12 protein-coding genes are annotated in these 15,213 nt (G+C 71.1%); 5 read left to right on the plus strand and 7 right to left on the minus strand.

Translation table 11 applies throughout. The features are described 5' to 3' along the window. Window positions 1-3: 3 nt before the first annotated feature. The 5 genes from AB0K67_RS28505 to AB0K67_RS28525 form a co-directional block, all read right to left on the minus strand. On the minus strand, window positions 4-375 hold the full coding sequence (locus tag AB0K67_RS28505) for an ATP-binding protein (protein ID WP_364066428.1): 372 nt from the start codon (window positions 373-375) through the stop codon (window positions 4-6). Between the two features lie 29 nt (window positions 376-404). Beyond that, a complete protein-coding gene (locus AB0K67_RS28510; RefSeq protein WP_364066430.1) occupies window positions 405-590 on the minus strand; it encodes an AAA family ATPase in 186 nt (61 codons plus the stop codon). A gap of 98 nt (window positions 591-688) precedes the next feature. Continuing rightward, window positions 689-4,156, minus strand: coding sequence for a DNA-directed RNA polymerase subunit beta (gene rpoB / locus AB0K67_RS28515; RefSeq protein ID WP_364066433.1), 3,468 nt, complete (start codon window positions 4,154-4,156; stop codon window positions 689-691). A 269-nt stretch (window positions 4,157-4,425) separates the two neighbouring features. Beyond that, window positions 4,426-6,318: a cellulose binding domain-containing protein gene (locus tag AB0K67_RS28520; RefSeq protein WP_364066435.1), complete on the minus strand. Its 1,893-nt coding sequence runs from the start codon at window positions 6,316-6,318 to the stop codon at window positions 4,426-4,428. A 546-nt stretch (window positions 6,319-6,864) separates the two neighbouring features. Further along, entirely contained in the window at window positions 6,865-8,382 is a 1,518-nt protein-coding gene (locus AB0K67_RS28525; RefSeq protein ID WP_364066437.1) for a HAMP domain-containing sensor histidine kinase, read from the minus strand. Window positions 8,383-8,450: 68 nt separating this feature from the next. Here AB0K67_RS28525 and AB0K67_RS28530 point away from each other — a divergent pair, with 68 nt between their 5' ends. From AB0K67_RS28530 to AB0K67_RS28540, 3 genes are read left to right on the plus strand one after another with little or no spacing between them, the layout of a single operon-like run. Beyond that, window positions 8,451-9,371, plus strand: coding sequence for a LysR family transcriptional regulator (locus AB0K67_RS28530; protein WP_364066440.1), 921 nt, complete (start codon window positions 8,451-8,453; stop codon window positions 9,369-9,371). Window positions 9,372-9,395: 24 nt separating this feature from the next. After that, the gene (locus AB0K67_RS28535) at window positions 9,396-10,490 is read left to right on the plus strand and encodes a zinc-binding dehydrogenase (protein WP_364066443.1); all 1,095 of its coding nucleotides are present in this window, start codon (window positions 9,396-9,398) and stop codon (window positions 10,488-10,490) included. A 24-nt stretch (window positions 10,491-10,514) separates the two neighbouring features. Then, window positions 10,515-11,057: a TIGR00730 family Rossman fold protein gene (locus AB0K67_RS28540; protein ID WP_364066446.1), complete on the plus strand. Its 543-nt coding sequence runs from the start codon at window positions 10,515-10,517 to the stop codon at window positions 11,055-11,057. A gap of 8 nt (window positions 11,058-11,065) precedes the next feature. Here the strand turns inward: AB0K67_RS28540 and AB0K67_RS28545 are convergent, their stop codons facing one another. Then, complete coding sequence (locus tag AB0K67_RS28545; RefSeq protein WP_364066449.1) at window positions 11,066-11,593, minus strand: GNAT family protein; 528 nt, start codon at window positions 11,591-11,593, stop codon at window positions 11,066-11,068. A gap of 178 nt (window positions 11,594-11,771) precedes the next feature. Here AB0K67_RS28545 and AB0K67_RS28550 point away from each other — a divergent pair, with 178 nt between their 5' ends. Further along, the gene (locus AB0K67_RS28550; protein WP_364066452.1) at window positions 11,772-12,743 is read left to right on the plus strand and encodes a zinc-binding dehydrogenase; all 972 of its coding nucleotides are present in this window, start codon (window positions 11,772-11,774) and stop codon (window positions 12,741-12,743) included. Window positions 12,744-12,745: 2 nt separating this feature from the next. Here the strand turns inward: AB0K67_RS28550 and AB0K67_RS28555 are convergent, their stop codons facing one another. Next, complete coding sequence (locus AB0K67_RS28555) at window positions 12,746-14,014, minus strand: sensor histidine kinase (RefSeq protein WP_364066455.1); 1,269 nt, start codon at window positions 14,012-14,014, stop codon at window positions 12,746-12,748. A gap of 202 nt (window positions 14,015-14,216) precedes the next feature. Between AB0K67_RS28555 and AB0K67_RS28560 the strand changes: the two genes are divergently transcribed. Next, complete coding sequence (locus tag AB0K67_RS28560; RefSeq protein ID WP_364066458.1) at window positions 14,217-15,158, plus strand: type II CAAX endopeptidase family protein; 942 nt, start codon at window positions 14,217-14,219, stop codon at window positions 15,156-15,158. Window positions 15,159-15,213: the final 55 nt, after the last annotated feature.

The raw sequence follows: 15,213 nt of genomic DNA on the forward strand, positions 1-15,213 counted from the left end.
ACGTCAGAAGAGCACCCGTGATGACGGCTGAGAGCGGGCGGGGCAGCCCGCGCCGTCCGCCAGCCGGTACGCCGTCTCCTCGACCAGCGCGATCCGCTCGTCCGGCGGCCCGGCGGGCACGTCGATGAGGTGGTAGCCGAACGCCCGGTAGGTCTCCTCGTGGAGGCGTTCGAACTCCAGGGACTCCTCGAAGCTGATCCTGCGGGCGTCGGTCGGCTCGCAGAAGCCGAGGTTACGGACGAAGAACACGTGCCGGTCGTAGACCCGCTCGCGGGTGATCCGCTCGATCTCGGCGGTGAGCGCGGGCGGCACGGGGTGGCCGGCGTACGTGCTGAGCGCGTGGGTGCACACCGGCGAGCGGTCGAAGAACCGCACCCCGCCCCCGGCCCTGATCCTGCCCGCCGCTACAGCTCGGCGACCTTGCCGATGAACGAGGGGCGGGTCCACGGCTCGGCATCGCCGCGCGCCTGCTCGGCGGCGATGACCGCGGTGGCCGCCTCCTCGACGGTGGCGTGGCCACGCGCGGCCAGGCCGTGCAGGATCGTGGTCTTTCCCGCGCCGGGGGTGCCGGTGAGGATGAAACGCGTCATAGGCGTGGTGATCGCGGGGGTGGGCGGCGCACCCACCGGCGCACCCACCGGCGCACCCACCGGCGTGCCCGATGGCGTGCCCACCCCCGGGTGCTCGATCAGACCTCGTCCACGCTGCTCGGCTCACGCCGGGACAGATCGATACCGAGCTCTTCCGCCGCGCGGAAGACGTCCTCGTCGGCGTCGCGCATCTCGATGGACATGCCGTCGCTGGAGAGCACCTCGACATTCAGGCACAGCGACTGCATCTCCTTGATGAGGACCTTGAAGGACTCGGGGATGCCCGGCTCGGGGATGTTCTCGCCCTTGACGATGGCCTCGTAGACCTTGACTCGGCCGAGAACGTCGTCGGACTTGATGGTCAGCAGCTCCTGCAGAGCGTACGCGGCGCCGTAGGCCTCAAGGGCCCAGACCTCCATCTCTCCGAACCGCTGGCCGCCGAACTGGGCCTTACCGCCCAGCGGCTGCTGCGTGATCATCGAGTAGGGGCCGGTGGACCGCGCGTGGATCTTGTCGTCCACCAGGTGCAGCAGCTTCAGGATGTAGATGTAGCCCACCGCGATCGGGTAGGGGAACGGCTCGCCGGAACGCCCGTCGAACAGCTGCGCCTTACCCGTCGGCTGCACGAGCCTGTCGCCGTCGCGGTTGACGAGCGTGTTGCCGAGCAGGCCCACGATCTCGTCCTCGCCCGCGCCGTCGAAGACCGGGGTGGCGATCTTCGTCCACGGCTCGGCCTTCTCGTGGCCGTTCTGCTTGAGATGGGCGGTCCACTCCTCCTCGATGCCGGAGATGTCCCAGCCGCGTGCGGCCACCCAGCCGAGGTGTGTCTCCAGGACCTGGCCGACGTTCATTCGGCCGGGAACGCCCAGCGGGTTGAGGATGATGTCGACCGGGGTGCCGTCCTCCAGGAACGGCATGTCCTCGATCGGCAGGATCTTGGCGATGACGCCCTTGTTGCCGTGGCGGCCGGCCAGCTTGTCACCGTCGGTGATCTTGCGCTTCTGGGCGACGTAGACGCGCACCAGCTCGTTGACGCCCGGCGGCAGCTCGTCGCCGTCCTCGCGGGAGAACAGCCGCACGCCGATGACCTTGCCCTGCTCGCCGTGCGGCACCTTCAGGGAGGTATCGCGCACCTCGCGGGCCTTCTCACCGAAGATCGCGCGCAGCAGCCGCTCCTCCGGGGTCAGCTCGGTCTCACCCTTCGGGGTGACCTTGCCGACCAGGATGTCACCCTGGACGACCTCCGCACCGATGCGGACGATGCCGCGCTCGTCGAGGTCGGCGAGCGCCTCTTCCGACACGTTGGGGATGTCGCGGGTGATCTCCTCAGGGCCGAGCTTGGTGTCGCGGGCGTCGACCTCGAACTCCTCGATGTGGATCGAGGAGAGCACGTCGTCCTGCACCAGCCGCTGGGACAGGATGATCGCGTCCTCGTAGTTGTGGCCCTCCCACGGCATGAACGCCACCAGGAGGTTCTTGCCCAGCGCCATCTCGCCCTGGTCGGTGCAGGGACCGTCGGCGATCACCTGACCGGCCTCGACCCGGTCGCCCTCGGACACGATCGGCTTCTGGTTGAAGCTCGTGCCCTGGTTGGAGTGCTTGAACTTGGCGATCCGGTACGTGGTGCGGGTGCCGTCGTCGTTGTGCGTGGTGACGTAGTCGGCGCACACCTCCTCGACCACGCCCGCCTGCTCGGCGAGGATCACGTCACCGGTGTCGGTCGCGGCACGGTATTCCATGCCGGTGCCGACCAGCGGCGCCTCGGCCTTGATCAGCGGCACGGCCTGACGCTGCATGTTGGCGCCCATCAGGGCCCGGTTGGCGTCGTCATGCTCGAGGAACGGGATCATCGCGGTGGCCACCGACACCATCTGGCGCGGCGAGACGTCGATGTAGTCGACCTCTTCCTGCCTGGCCAGCTCGAACTCGCCGCCCCTGCGCCGCACCGACACCATCCGCTCGGCGAACGACCCGTCGGGGTTGAGCGCCGTGTTGGCCTGCGCGATGACGAAACGGTCCTCTTCGTCGGCGGTGAGGTAGTCGATCTGGTCGGTCACCTTGCCGTCGACGACCTTGCGGTACGGCGTCTCGATGAAGCCGAACGGGTTGATCCTGGCGTAGCAGGCGAGGTAGCCGATGAGACCGATGTTGGGGCCTTCAGGGGTCTCGATCGGGCACATCCGGCCGTAGTGGGACGGGTGCACGTCACGGACCTCGAAGCCGGCCCGCTCACGCGACAGACCACCGGGGCCGAGCGCCGACAGGCGGCGGCGGTGGGTCAGCCCGGACAGCGGGTTGATCTGGTCCATGAAGCCCGACAGCTGCGAGGTGCCGAAGAACTCCTTCAGCGCCGCCACCAGCGGGCGGATGTTGATCAGCGTCTGCGGCGTGATCGCCTCGATGTCCTGCGTGGTCATGCGCTCGCGCACGACCCGCTCCATGCGGGCGAGACCCAGGCGGACCTGGTTCTGGATCAGCTCGCCGACGCTGCGCAGGCGGCGGTTGCCGAAGTGGTCGATGTCGTCGATCTCGACCACCACGTCACCGCGGGCACCCGGCATCGACTCCTCACCCGCGTGCAGGTGGAGCAGGTAGTCGATCATCGCGGCGATGTCGTCTTCGGTCAGCGTGCCGACCGTGATGTCGGCGTCGACGCCGAGCTTCCTGTTGACCTTGTAGCGGCCGACCTTGGCCAGGTCGTAGCGCTTGGGGTTGAAGTACAGGTTTTCGAGCAGGGCCTGGGCCGACTCCTTGGTCGGGGGCTCGCCAGGCCGCAGCTTGCGGTAGATGTCGAGCAGCGCGTCGTCCTGGCCGATCGTGTGGTCCTTCTCCAGCGTGGCCCGCATGGCCTCGAACCGGCCGAAGCGCTCGAGGATCTGCTCACTGGTCCAGCCGAGCGCCTTGAGCAGCACGGTGACGGGCTGCTTGCGCTTGCGGTCGACGCGGACGCTCACACTGTCGCGCTTGTCGATCTCGAACTCCAGCCAGGCGCCCCGCGAGGGGATGACCCGGCAGCCGAACAGGTCCTTGTCGGAGGTCTTGTCGACGGTGCGCTCGAAGTAGACACCCGGCGAGCGGACGAGCTGCGACGACACCACGCGCTCGGTGCCGTTGATGATGAAGGTGCCCTTCGGGGTCATGAGCGGGAAGTCGCCCATGAACACCGTCTGGCTCTTGATCTCACCGGTGGTGTTGTTGATGAACTCCGCCGTGACGAACATCGGGGCGGAGAAGGTCATGTCCTTCTCCTTGCACTCGTCAACGGAGTGCTTGGGCGGCTCGAACCGGTGGTCGCGGAACGACAGGGACATGGTCCCCGAGAAGTCCTCGATGGGACTGATCTCGTCGAAGATCTCCTGCAGGCCCGACTGGAGCGGTACGTCGGACCGCCCGGCCTGGCGGGCCGCCTCGACGCGGGCGCGCCATCGGTCGTTGCCGACCAGCCAGTCGAACGACTCGGTCTGCAGCGCGAGGAGGTGCGGGACTTCGAGAGGCTCGTGAATACGGGCGAACGAGACGCGACGGGGCCCGGTGAACGCGGCGGAGGCGGTGCGCGAGACTGCCAACAGAGGTCCTTCCGGATGGCACGGATGGGGCAGAGCTCCACGCATGCCAAACGACCCGTCGATCACTAAGGCGAAAGCGGGACGTCACGGCAGCGTGAGGGCAGTAGATTAACGCAGATGAGAAACGAATGTCCACCACTAAGGGGAAGTCAACCCTCCGTGCCGCTTTCACTATGTCACGACGGGGACGGCCCGTCAACAGACCCCGGCGTTCGTGTCATGTCCCCCTCGGCCCGTTTTCTGCCTGGCGGGCCGAGGGGGACCAGGGCTTATGCGCAGGTGTAGCCGGACGGCAGGCTCGTGTCGCCGCTCGGGCGGTCGGCCTGGAATCCGACGCTGCCGTTGGAGGCGCCGGGCGCCAGGGTGCCGTTGTGCGCGACGTTCCTGATGGTCACCGTCTGGCCGCTGACGGTCGCGGTGCCGTTCCAGGAGCCGGCGAGCCGGTGGCCTGCGGGCAGGGTGAAGGTGACGGTCCAGCCGTTCATGGTCGCGGTGCCGGTGTTGGTGATGGTGAGCGGCTGGATGACGTACCCGGTGCTCCACTGCGTCTGCACGGTCGGCACCGCCGTGCACCCGCCTTCCGGCGAGCCCGAGCCCTCCTGGGTGGTGACCTGCACGGTGTTGGAGACCTGCGAGGCGTTGCCGGCGGCGTCGCGCGCCCTGACCTGGTAGCGGTAGGTGGTCGCGGGGGTCAGGCCGGTGTCGGCGTACGAGGTCGTGGCGGACGTGCCGATCTGGGTGAACGTGCCGCCGCTCGCGCCCGGCGCGCGCAGGATGTCGTAGCCGGCCACGCCGGTGTCGTCGGTGGCGGCCGTCCAGGTGAGGGTGGTGCCGGTGGCGGTGGTGTCCGCCGCCGCCAGGCCGGTCGGCGCGGTGGGCGGCGTGGTGTCGTCATCGCCGCCGCCGTCGCCGAGGGTGGGCGTCTGCCAGTCGCGCCACTCGGCCAGGTTGCCGCTCTTGTTGGCGGCGATCCGCATCGAGCCGGTGTAGCTGCCGGTGCCGAGCAGGAACTTCTGGATGTTCTGCTGCAGCGGCGTGCGCCACTCCGATCGGCTCGCGCAGTGGGTGCCGTCCTGCACAGCCGACCAGTACGTGATGTTGCCCTCCGCCCCGAGCGCCTTGTAGATTTCGGCGCCGCCCAGCGCGGCCACGCTCGCGGACCTGGCGGCGAGCCAGTCGATGTGCGGGTTGTCCATGATGAACAGCCCGCGCGGCGCGATCATCCCGATGACCGCGTGGGTGTCCACGGGCAGCCGGGCCGGGCTGCCGGTGAACGAGCCGAACGCGTCGCCGAGCCAGGGCTGCTCGGAGTAGGCGCTGCTCAGCGGCTGGGCGCCGCTCTCACCGGGGATGGCGCGGAAGGCGGCCACGCCGCCGCTGCCCGACTCGATCGGCATGGTCAGCGCGATGCGCTGGTCGAACGCGCCGACGACGAACGCGCCCTTGCCGTAGCGCGAGCAGCCGGTGACGCCGGTCGCGTCCGCCCGCAGGATGCCGCCGCCCGACTGTTCGAGCACGTCGATGATCCGGCTGACGCCCCAGGCCCAGGCGGCGAGTATGCCGGTGGAGCTGTTGGCGCCGTAGATGGTGTAGAAGGCGCCCTGCTTGTTGTCGCGCGGCGTGCCCTCCCTGCCGACGGCGAGGGGGTCGTAGCTGATGACGGCCGCGCCCGCCGCCTTGATCGCGGCGGTGTCGGCGCCGAACCCGCCGAGCACGACGACGGCCGGGAAGGGGCCGTTGCCGCTCGGCAGATCGACGCCCGCGGAGAAGGAGGCGCTCCTGCCGTTGTGGGAGACATTGACGGTGATGCCGGTAGGCGACACCGTGCCCGTGACGCTGGACGGCTTGGGCGGCTTCTCCCCGTAGACGAACTTCTCCGCCAGCCTCTTGATCTCCTCCCGGCGGCAGCGCCAGTCGGACTTGCCGGTGATGCGGGTGCCGTCCAGCTTGGTGAACGGGTCGGGCAGCCGGGAGACGGTGGGCAGCGAGCCCTCGTCGGGCAGGCCGGGGACCTGGCAGTCGGCGCCCTCGTTCTCGACTCCCGAGGCCGCGTGCGCCTCGGCCGGGATCGTCGCCACCGCTCCCGCGGCCGCGAGCATGGCCGCCAGCGCCGACGCGACCATCCTTAACCTGATCTTGGAGCGGGCCAAGCCGGTGATCACTAGAGGGCTCCCTTCCGGGTGGGGTAGTTGGCGATCAGTGTGCGAACGCCTCCGAAAGGTGTCAATCATCGGCCGAAATGTTTCGGGTCTTCTCAGACGCCTCATCGCCCTGAACTGGTAGAACGAGCCGTTGGACGCCGAAATTATCGGAAATTAGGTGAAATTAAGGCTTAAGAGCCGCCCCCACGGAGGCCCAGTGCGGCGCTCTCGGTAGGGGACGATTCGCCCCAGGCGGGGCCGAGCAGGCGGGGCCGAGCAGGCGAGAAACGCTGCCAGAACTCCTCGGCCGGGCGACCGCTGCCATCCCCTGCTCAGCCTTGCCCGATCCCTCGTGTCGGCTCTGCCTGCTCGGCCTTGCCCGATCCCTCGTGTCGGCTCTGCCTGCTCGGCCCCAGTGACCGAGCACGCGCTGGGGCCGGGTCCGCACCCGCAGGCTGGGACGGCAGCGCCGCACCGACAGGCGGGACAGCCGGACCGCACCGGCAGGCCGGGCAGGCGGGGCGCATCGGCGGGCGGGGCAGGCGGGCCGCGCTCCACGGCGGAGCCCTACCGGCCGGACTGTGCCATGGCGGGCGGCTCGTCCGGGTCCTCCGGGCCGGACCACTCGTCCGGATCCTCGGCGCCGGACCCCTCCCCCGAGCGGGACCCCTCCCCCGAGCGGGACCCCTCCCCCGAGCGGGACCCCTCCCCCGGGGAGGGCCGCTCCTCCTGGCAGGTCGGCTTCTCCGGATCGGCCAGCGGGAGGCGGAGCACGAAGCGCGCGCCCTTCGGCGAGTCCTCGACGCGCAGCGAGCCGTCGTGAGCGCAGGCGATCTCGCGGGAGATCGCCAGGCCGAGCCCGCTCCCGCCGGGGTCGCGCAGGCGCCCGTCCTCCAGGCGGACGAAGCGTTCGAAGATGCGTTCGCGGTTGGCGGGGTCGACGCCGGGGCCGTCGTCGGTGACCGCAAGCACGGCCTCGCCGTCCTGCGCGGTCAGCGTGACCTCGACGCCCGAGCCGGCGTGCCGCTGGGCATTGGCCATGAGGTTGTTCAGCACCCTGGCGAGCTGCACGCGCGAGCCGAGTACGACGACGCCCTCGGGCGCGTCCACCGCGATGGGCACGCGGCGCGGCAGCGCGGCGATCTCGGCGCGGGCCAGCTCGCCGAGATCGACGGGTTCGGGCGGCACGGGCTCGCCGACCTGAAGGCGGGCCAGCGCCAGCAGGTCGTCCACGATGGCCGCGAGCCGGTCGGTGCTGGTGAGGGCGTCGCGGATGGTCTCGCGCGGGTCGATGTCGTCGGGGTAGCTGACCGCCTCTTCAAGCAGCGCGCGCAGCCCGGCGATGGGGGTGCGCAGCTCGTGCGAGGTGGTGGAGGCGAAGCGGCGCTGCTGCTCCACCGCGTCCTCCAGGCGGGCGAGCGTCTGGTTGGCGGTGGTGGCGAGCTCGGCGATCTCGTCGTCGCCGTCCGGTACGGGGACGCGCTTGCTCAGGTCGCTCACGGTGATCTCGGACATGCGCGACCTGATCGCGGCGACCGGCCGCAGCGTGCGCCCGACCACGGTCCAGGTCCGGTACGCCGTGATGCCCGTGAACAAGACGATCACGCCGCCGATGAGCAGCTCCAGGCGGTGCCCGACGAGCAGCCCGGGCTCGTGCGCGGCCGCGTAGACGACGCACGACTCCTCGTCGGGGCTCAGCCGGACGGCCATCAGGGCCAGGCAGCCGGTGCCCTCGTCGCATTCGACGTAGCGCTGGAACCGGTCGTTGGGCGGCGGCCGCCGCAGGCTGAGCGGGACGGTCGGCGAGGCGCGCCGGCCGGCGGCCTTCACCTGGTGGTTCGCGCCGACGATCTGGATGAGCTCGATCGGCTCGTACGAGGGAACGGGGCGATCCAGGGCGCCATGGTGCGCGGCCGCGCTCCACTGGCTGGCCGCCCGCTCCATCTTCTCGAACACGGCGGTCTCCAGGTGGTGGCGCACGGCCAGGTCCAGCGCCACCCCGAGCGCGGAGTACACGACGAAGGAGAACACGGCGGCGATCACCGTGTACCTGGTTCGGATGGAGCCCTTCCATGACCTCGGCATGACCCCAGTGTCCAAATTATGACGTTTGTTATGCAATACGCCTTTTGTCGGGTTTATACGCTAGGCGCATGGACGTGCAGCTTCGACACCTCCGCGCCTTCGTGGCGGTGGTCGACGCGGGCACTTTCACCGACGCGGCGATCCTCCTCGGCTGCTCGCAGGCGGCCGTCTCCCGTTCCGTCGCCGCTCTGGAGAGCACGCTCGGCACCCGGCTGCTCGAACGCTCGAACAACAGCGTCAAGCTCACGCAGTCCGGCGCCCGGCTCGTCACCCGCGCGCGGCGGGTGCTCGACGAGGTCGCCCGGCTCGAACGAATCGCCCAGGAGGCGTACTCGGAGCTGCGGCTCGGCTATGCCTTCGGCGCCCTGGGCAAGCACACCCGCCACCTGATGAAGGCGTGGGCCGCCGCCTACCCGTGGCTGCCGCTGGTGTTCGTGCACTCCAACACGGCCACGGCGGGCCTCGCCGAAGGCGTCGCCGACGTCTCCGTCCTCCGCCGCCCCCTCGTCGACGACCGGTTCGAGGTGGCCTTGGTGGGTTGCGAGGCCCGCTACGCCGCCATGGACACCGACCACCCGCTCGCCAGGCGCCGCTCCGTACGGCTCGACCAGCTCGCCCGCTACACCGTCGCGCTGGATCCGCGCACCGGCACCGCCACGCCCGAGCTATGGCCGCCGGACGCGCGCCCGGCCATCAGAACCGTGCAGGGAGTCGACGAGTGGCTCACGGTCATCGCCTGCGGCCAGGCCGTCGGCGTGACCGCGGAGTCCACCGCCAACCAGAACCCGCGCCCCGGGGTCGCCTACCGCCACGTCACCGACGCGCCGCACGTCCAGGTACTGCTGGCCTGGTGGAAGGACGACCCGCCGCCGTACCTCGCCGCGCTGCTCGCGATGATCCGCAGCTTGTACGGCTCCGTGCCGCCCGGTGACGGCCTGCCGCGAGAGCCCGTGGACAGGGCCGTCGCGGCCACGGGCCGGCGCCGATAGCGGACCTGGCGGAAGGGAGACCGGATGATCTCTGCGGTCGTCATGCCGGGGCCTCGGGCGCCGCTGGAGCCGCGCTCGTACGAGCGTCCCGACCTGGAGCCCGGCGCGGTGCTGCTGAGGACGCTCGGCAGCGAGGTGTGCGGCACCGACGTGCACCTGTGGGAGGGGCGGCTGGCCGGCGTGCCGTACCCGATCATCCCCGGGCACATCAGCGTGGGGAAGGTGGCCGAGCTGGGCCCGGGGCCGCCGGCGCACGATATCTGGGGCGAGGAGCTGGAGATCGGCCAGACCGTCACCTTCCACGACGTGCACGGCACCTGCGGCCGCTGCTGGTTCTGCACGGTCGCACACGCCACCACCCGCTGCCCGGAGCGGAAGGTGTACGGGGTGACGATGCCCGCCGACGAGGGGCTGTTCGGCGGCTGGGCCGAGTACATCCATCTCAAGCCCGGCGTGCACGTGGTGGCCCTGCCGCCCGACCTGGACTGGCGGTCGTTCCTGGCGGGCGGCTGCGGCCTGCCGACCGCGCTGCACGCGGCCACGCTCGGCGAGATCGCGTACGGCGACACCGTCGTCGTCCAGGGCATCGGCCCCGTCGGACTGTGCGCGGTGGCGCTGGCCCAGCTCCGCGGCGCCGGACAGGTGATCGCGATCGGCGGCTCGCGGGTGCGGCTGGACGCGGCCGCGCGGCTCGGCGCCGACCTCGTGCTCGACATCGCCGCCATGACCGCCGACGAGCGCCTGGAGACGATCATGGACGTGACCGGCGGCCGGGGCGCGGACGTCACCATCGAGGCCACCGGGGTGCCGTCGGCGGTGCCGCAGGGCATGCGCCTGACCCGGGATGCCGGCCGGTACGTCGTCGCCGGCCAGTACACCGACACCGGCGAGGCCACGTTCAACCCGCACCGCGACCTCAACCGCCGCCACCTGGAGCTGCGCGGCTGCTGGGGCAGCGACGCCGGGCACCTGTGGCGCGGCGTGCAGGTGCTGGCCCGCTACCAGCGGCTGTTCCCGTGGTCGAGCCTGGTCAGCGGCGAGTACGCCCTGCGCGACGCGCAGCGCGCCCTGGAGGACGTGGCGGCTCAGCGGGTGGTCAAAGCGCTGATCGTGCCGTGAGCGCACGGGCGTACAGTGGCCGGCGTGAACATCTGCGTCTTCTGCTCCGCCGCCGACCTCGACGACCGCTACACCGTGCCCGCCCGCGAGTTGGCGAAGCTGATCGGCGAGGGCGGCCACACATTGGTGTGGGGCGGCTCCGACTCGGGACTGATGAAGGTGATGGCCGACGGCGTGCAGGAGGCGGGCGGGCGGCTGGTGGGCATCTCGGTCGAGTTCCTCGCCCACCTGGCCCGTCCCGGCGCCGACGAGATGGTGATCACTCGTGACCTGGCCGAGCGCAAGGCGCGGTTGCTGGCCCGTGCCGACGCGTTCGTCGTCATGGTGGGCGGCAGCGGCACGCTCGACGAGGCCACCGAGATCCTTGAGCTGAAGAAGCACGGCATGCACGCCAAGCCCGTCGTGCTGCTCAACACGGCCGGCTTCTACGACGGGCTCAAGCAGCAGTTCGAGCGCATGGAGGCCGAGGGCTTCCTCCCCGTCCCCGTCACCGAGCTGGTGTTCTTCGCCGAGGACGCCGTCGGCGCCCTCGCCTATCTGGAGGAGCGGGCCGGCCTGCGGAGCTGACGTACGGGCTACTTCAGCCCGTGCTCCAAAAGGCCCATCATCAGGTAGTCGTAGCGCTTGCCGCGGGCGCGGAACGCCTCGCGGCGGCGTCCCTCCTCCACGAAGCCCACCTTCTTGTACGCCTGCACCGCCCGCACGTTGTCGGCCACCACCCACAGCATCAGGCGGTGCAGGCCCATCTCCTCGAACGCGTAGCGGCTGATCACGCGGACGGCGTCGGTGCCGTAGCCGCCGCCCCGGTAGCCGGGGTCGCCGATGGCGACGCTCTGCAGCACGGCCTCGCCGCGCACGAAGTCGGTGTCGCCGAGCGCGACGTAGCCGATGAACTTCTGCCCTTCCAGGGTCTCGATGCCGAGCTGCATCTGCTCGAACGTGTTGCGCGGCCGGTTCTGGCCCTTCTCCATGTTCTGGGCCAGCGAGATGGGCGGGCCGGCGTCCATCCACCGGCCGACCTCGGGATCGTGGTACCAGCGCCACATGGCCTCGCTGTCGGCGGGCTCCAGGGCCCGCAGCCGGACGAGCGCACCGGTGAGCATCGCGACATCCCCCTCATCGTCGGAGAACGCCAGGTCTACCAACCGGCCATGACGAGGGACAACGCATTTTCCCTCCAGCCCCCGGATAAGCGGAAGGGCATCGTCCGGTAAGCTGATTAAGCGGAATAACATCGTCCGCTAAGCCCGCGCATGCGCGCGATGAAGGAAGGCGAGACCCGTGAAAGCAGTGGTCATCCAGGAGTTCGGCCCGCCCGAGGGCATGGAGGTCGTCGAGCTGCCCGCCCCGGTCCCCGGCGAGGGGCAGGCGCTCGTCGCGGTCGAGGCCACCGGCGTCGCGGGCGCCGACGTGCTGATCCGCAGCGGCGCGCTCGCCGCGTACGGCTTCAAGCCCGGCCACATCCCCGGCGGCGAGATCGCCGGAACGGTGACGGCGGTCGGCCCGGGGGCGGATCCGGCGTGGGTGGGGCGGCGCGTGTGGGCGGCCACCGGAGTGGGCGGCGGCTATGCCGAGCAGGTCGCCGTGCCGGTCACGGCCCTGCACCACCTGCCCGGTGGGCTGGACGCCGTGGACGCCGTGGCGCTCGGCGGCGCGGGCGTGGTGGCGCACTTCGGCCTGCGGCACGCCCGGTTCGCGCCCGGCGAGTCGGTGCTGGTGCGCGGTGCCGCAGGAAGCCTCGGCATCATGACGGTGCAGCTCGCCGCGCGGCAGGGCGCGAGCGTGGTGGCCGTCACGACCTCATCGCGGGAACGCGGCGAACGCCTGCGCGGGCTCGGCGCGACGCACGTGCTCGACCGCTCAGGCGGCGGCGACCCGGACGCGCCCGGAACGTACGACGTGATCATCGACGTCGTCGCCGGTCTCGGGCTGCCCGCGTTCCTCACCCGGCTCAACCCGAACGGCCGCATGGTGGTGGTCGGCACCGTGGCGGGCCCGCCGCCCGCGGACTTCGGCATGGAGCTGCTCACGGCGTTCCAGCGGTCGCTGTCGTTCGCCACCTTCAGCGCGGCCACGGTGCCCGAGGGCGAGCGGCGCGAGGTGACCGCCCAGCAGCTCGCCGCCGCGAGCCGGGGCGAGCTGGCCGGCGTGGTGCACGGGGTGCTGCCCCTGGAGCGGGCTGTGGAGGCGCACCGCGCGATGGACGCGGGCGAGGTGTTCGGCAGGATCGTGCTAACCGCGGCGGGGAGCTGACCTCACACGCCGCAGGGCAGCTCCACCCGGACGACGGTCGGCCCTCCCGGCGGGCTGGAGACCTTGAACGTGCCGTCGTGCGCCTCGACCCGGCCCCGCATCCCGTCGAGGCCGGAGCCCGCGCGCGCGTCGGCGCCGCCGCGCCCGTCGTCCACGACCTGGAGATACAGCCGGTCGCCGCGGCGGCGCACCTGCACGGCCGCGCGGGCGGCGCCGCTGTGCTTGGCGATGTTGGTCAGCGCCTCGGCGACCACGAAGTAGGCGGTGGCCTCGACCGACGCGGCGGCCCTGACCGGCACGTCGGCGTCGACCCGGCAGGGGACGGGACAGGACGCGGCGAGCCCGGCGAGCGCGTCGGGCAGGCTCCGGTCGGTCAGCACGGGCGGCAGGATCTGCCGTACCACCTGGCGCAGCTCGGCGAGGCCCTGTTCGGCGGCGCTCTGCGCGCGTTCGAGCGGCTCCCTGGCGGTCGCGGGGTCGCGTTCGAGCGCCCGCAGCGCCGCCCCGAGCAGCACGTTGACCGTGACCAGCCGGTTCTGGGCGCCGTCGTGCAGGGCCCGCTCGATCCTGCGCAGCTCGGCGGCGTGCGCGTCGAGCGCGGCGGCGCGGGTGGCGGTGAGGTGCGCCACCCGCAGGGCCAGGTCGGCGTCAGGGTCGGGGGCGAGCAGCCGCCTGCCCGGCCATGCCTGCAGGCGGGCGAGGAGCGGCGAGACGGCGACGGTGACCGCGAGGTGGCCGGGTGTGAAGAGGATCACGGCGAGCGCGCTGGGCAGGTCGTCGACGATCCACAGCCCCAGTGCGGCGGTCGCCGCCTCGTCGGACGGCACCAGCCACCACCAGGCCCAGAAGGTCGCGTCCTGCACGGCGTGGATGGGGAAGGTGAGCCCGAGCAGGCCGACGAGCAGCCCGAAGGTGCCGTGCACGACCATCCAGGCCGCCTCGCGCCGCACCGTGGGGTCGCTCAGCGCGGGCTTCAGCCGGGCGAGCGGCGGCCCCGGCTCGACGAGGTCGGGCCCCCACTCGGACAGGCGGCGGCGCTCGCGGTCGGCCGCCTGGCGCAGGCCGCGCAGCGCCAGGGGCGCCAGCTTGCCGCCGAGGCCGATCAGGCAGCCGAGCAGCATGATGAGCACCAGCAGCGCGGTGAGCAGCGCGAGCACGGCGGTGCCGAACCCGGTGGCGAGCCGCTCAAGCGCGTCGATGGTGAGCCGGCCCCGGGCGAACGCGGCGCGCCGCAGCTTCAGCCGCCGATGTCCCCCGGTCGTGGCCGGCATGTGCTCCTCCTCACCGGATGCACGAGATCATCGTCGAACCGGGAGCAGCCTACACGGATCAGTGCGTTTCGGTCACGGCGCGTGTCAAGAAACGGTACCCCTGGCTATACCTGCATTGGGGCGTACGCGGGAACGACGCGAGGGGGTTCCGGCTGATGTGCTTGTCCTGTCCGTCAAGCAGACCTCCAAGGAATACCTACACATGGCTGTCGACAGCACCCCCGCCACCCAGGCTTCGCCGAGCCAGGGCGGGCTCGCAGGTTTCATCCGCCGCCGCCCGCTCATCAGCTTCTTCGTCCTGGCCAACCTGCTGAGCTGGGTGGCATGGACGCCGTACGCGCTCTCGAACCAGGGCCTCGGCATCTGGGACTTCGACTTCCCCGCCCTGCTCGGCACGACCCAGTTCCTCGGCGTGCTGCCGGGCGCCTACCTCGGCCCGATCTTCTCCGCCTACCTCGTGACGCGGATCACCGAGGGTAAGGAGGGGATCCGCCGCTGGGTCGGGCGCATGACCAAGTGGCGGGTGCGCTGGTTCTGGTACGTGATCACCGCCGTGGGCGTGCCGGTCACCCTCGTCATCACCTCGCTGGCACTCTCCGACGGCGCCGTGAAGATGCCGCCCGCGGCGGTGCTGGCCGCCTACATCCCCGGCCTGCTGATCCAGATGGTCACCACGGGCCTGGCCGAGGAGCCCGGCTGGCGTGACTTCGCGCTGGCCCGCATGCAGCGCAAGTACGGCCCGTTCGGCGCCACCATGATCCTCGGCCCGCTGTGGGGCATCTGGCACCTGCCGCTCTTCCTCACCGAGTGGGGCGGCTACCCCAACGTCACGCTGGAGCACGTCCTGGTGTTCATCGGCTTCGCCTGGTCGTTCAGCTTCGTGATCACCTGGGTGTTCAACCGCACCGGCCAGAGCCTGCCGCTGATCATCGTGCTGCACGTCAGCGTCAACAACTTCATGTCGATCGCCTTCTCGGACATGTTCCCGACGATCACCGACCCCGACACCGCCGGCATGGTCACCCTGCTCGCCGGCCTCGGCGGCGCCCTGGTGGTCCTGCTCCTCACCCGCGGCCGCCTCGGCTACAAGCCCGAGGAGGACCCGAGCGCCGCCCCCGCGCTCCAGGCCGTGAACGAGAACTGAACCAGCACTGAACGCGCGTAGCCGGGCGGGCGCGGAGGCCGTATGGGCTTCCGCG

It is taken from the genome of Nonomuraea sp. NPDC052634, assembly GCF_040678535.1.
GTDB lineage: Bacteria > Actinomycetota > Actinomycetes > Streptosporangiales > Streptosporangiaceae > Nonomuraea > Nonomuraea fastidiosa.

Excerpts from the sequence above, each read along its gene's own strand:
- AB0K67_RS28510 (WP_364066430.1), bottom strand. The coding sequence starts at position 590 with ATGACGCGTTTCATCCTCACCGGCACCCCCGGCGCGGGAAAGACCACG.
- AB0K67_RS28525 (WP_364066437.1), bottom strand. The coding sequence starts at position 8,382 with ATGCCGAGGTCATGGAAGGGCTCCATCCGAACCAGGTACACGGTGATC.
- AB0K67_RS28530 (WP_364066440.1), top strand. The coding sequence starts at position 8,451 with ATGGACGTGCAGCTTCGACACCTCCGCGCCTTCGTGGCGGTGGTCGAC.
- AB0K67_RS28535 (WP_364066443.1), top strand. The coding sequence starts at position 9,396 with ATGATCTCTGCGGTCGTCATGCCGGGGCCTCGGGCGCCGCTGGAGCCG.
- AB0K67_RS28545 (WP_364066449.1), bottom strand. The coding sequence starts at position 11,593 with ATGCTCACCGGTGCGCTCGTCCGGCTGCGGGCCCTGGAGCCCGCCGAC.
- AB0K67_RS28555 (WP_364066455.1), bottom strand. The coding sequence starts at position 14,014 with ATGCCGGCCACGACCGGGGGACATCGGCGGCTGAAGCTGCGGCGCGCC.
- AB0K67_RS28560 (WP_364066458.1), top strand. The coding sequence starts at position 14,217 with ATGGCTGTCGACAGCACCCCCGCCACCCAGGCTTCGCCGAGCCAGGGC.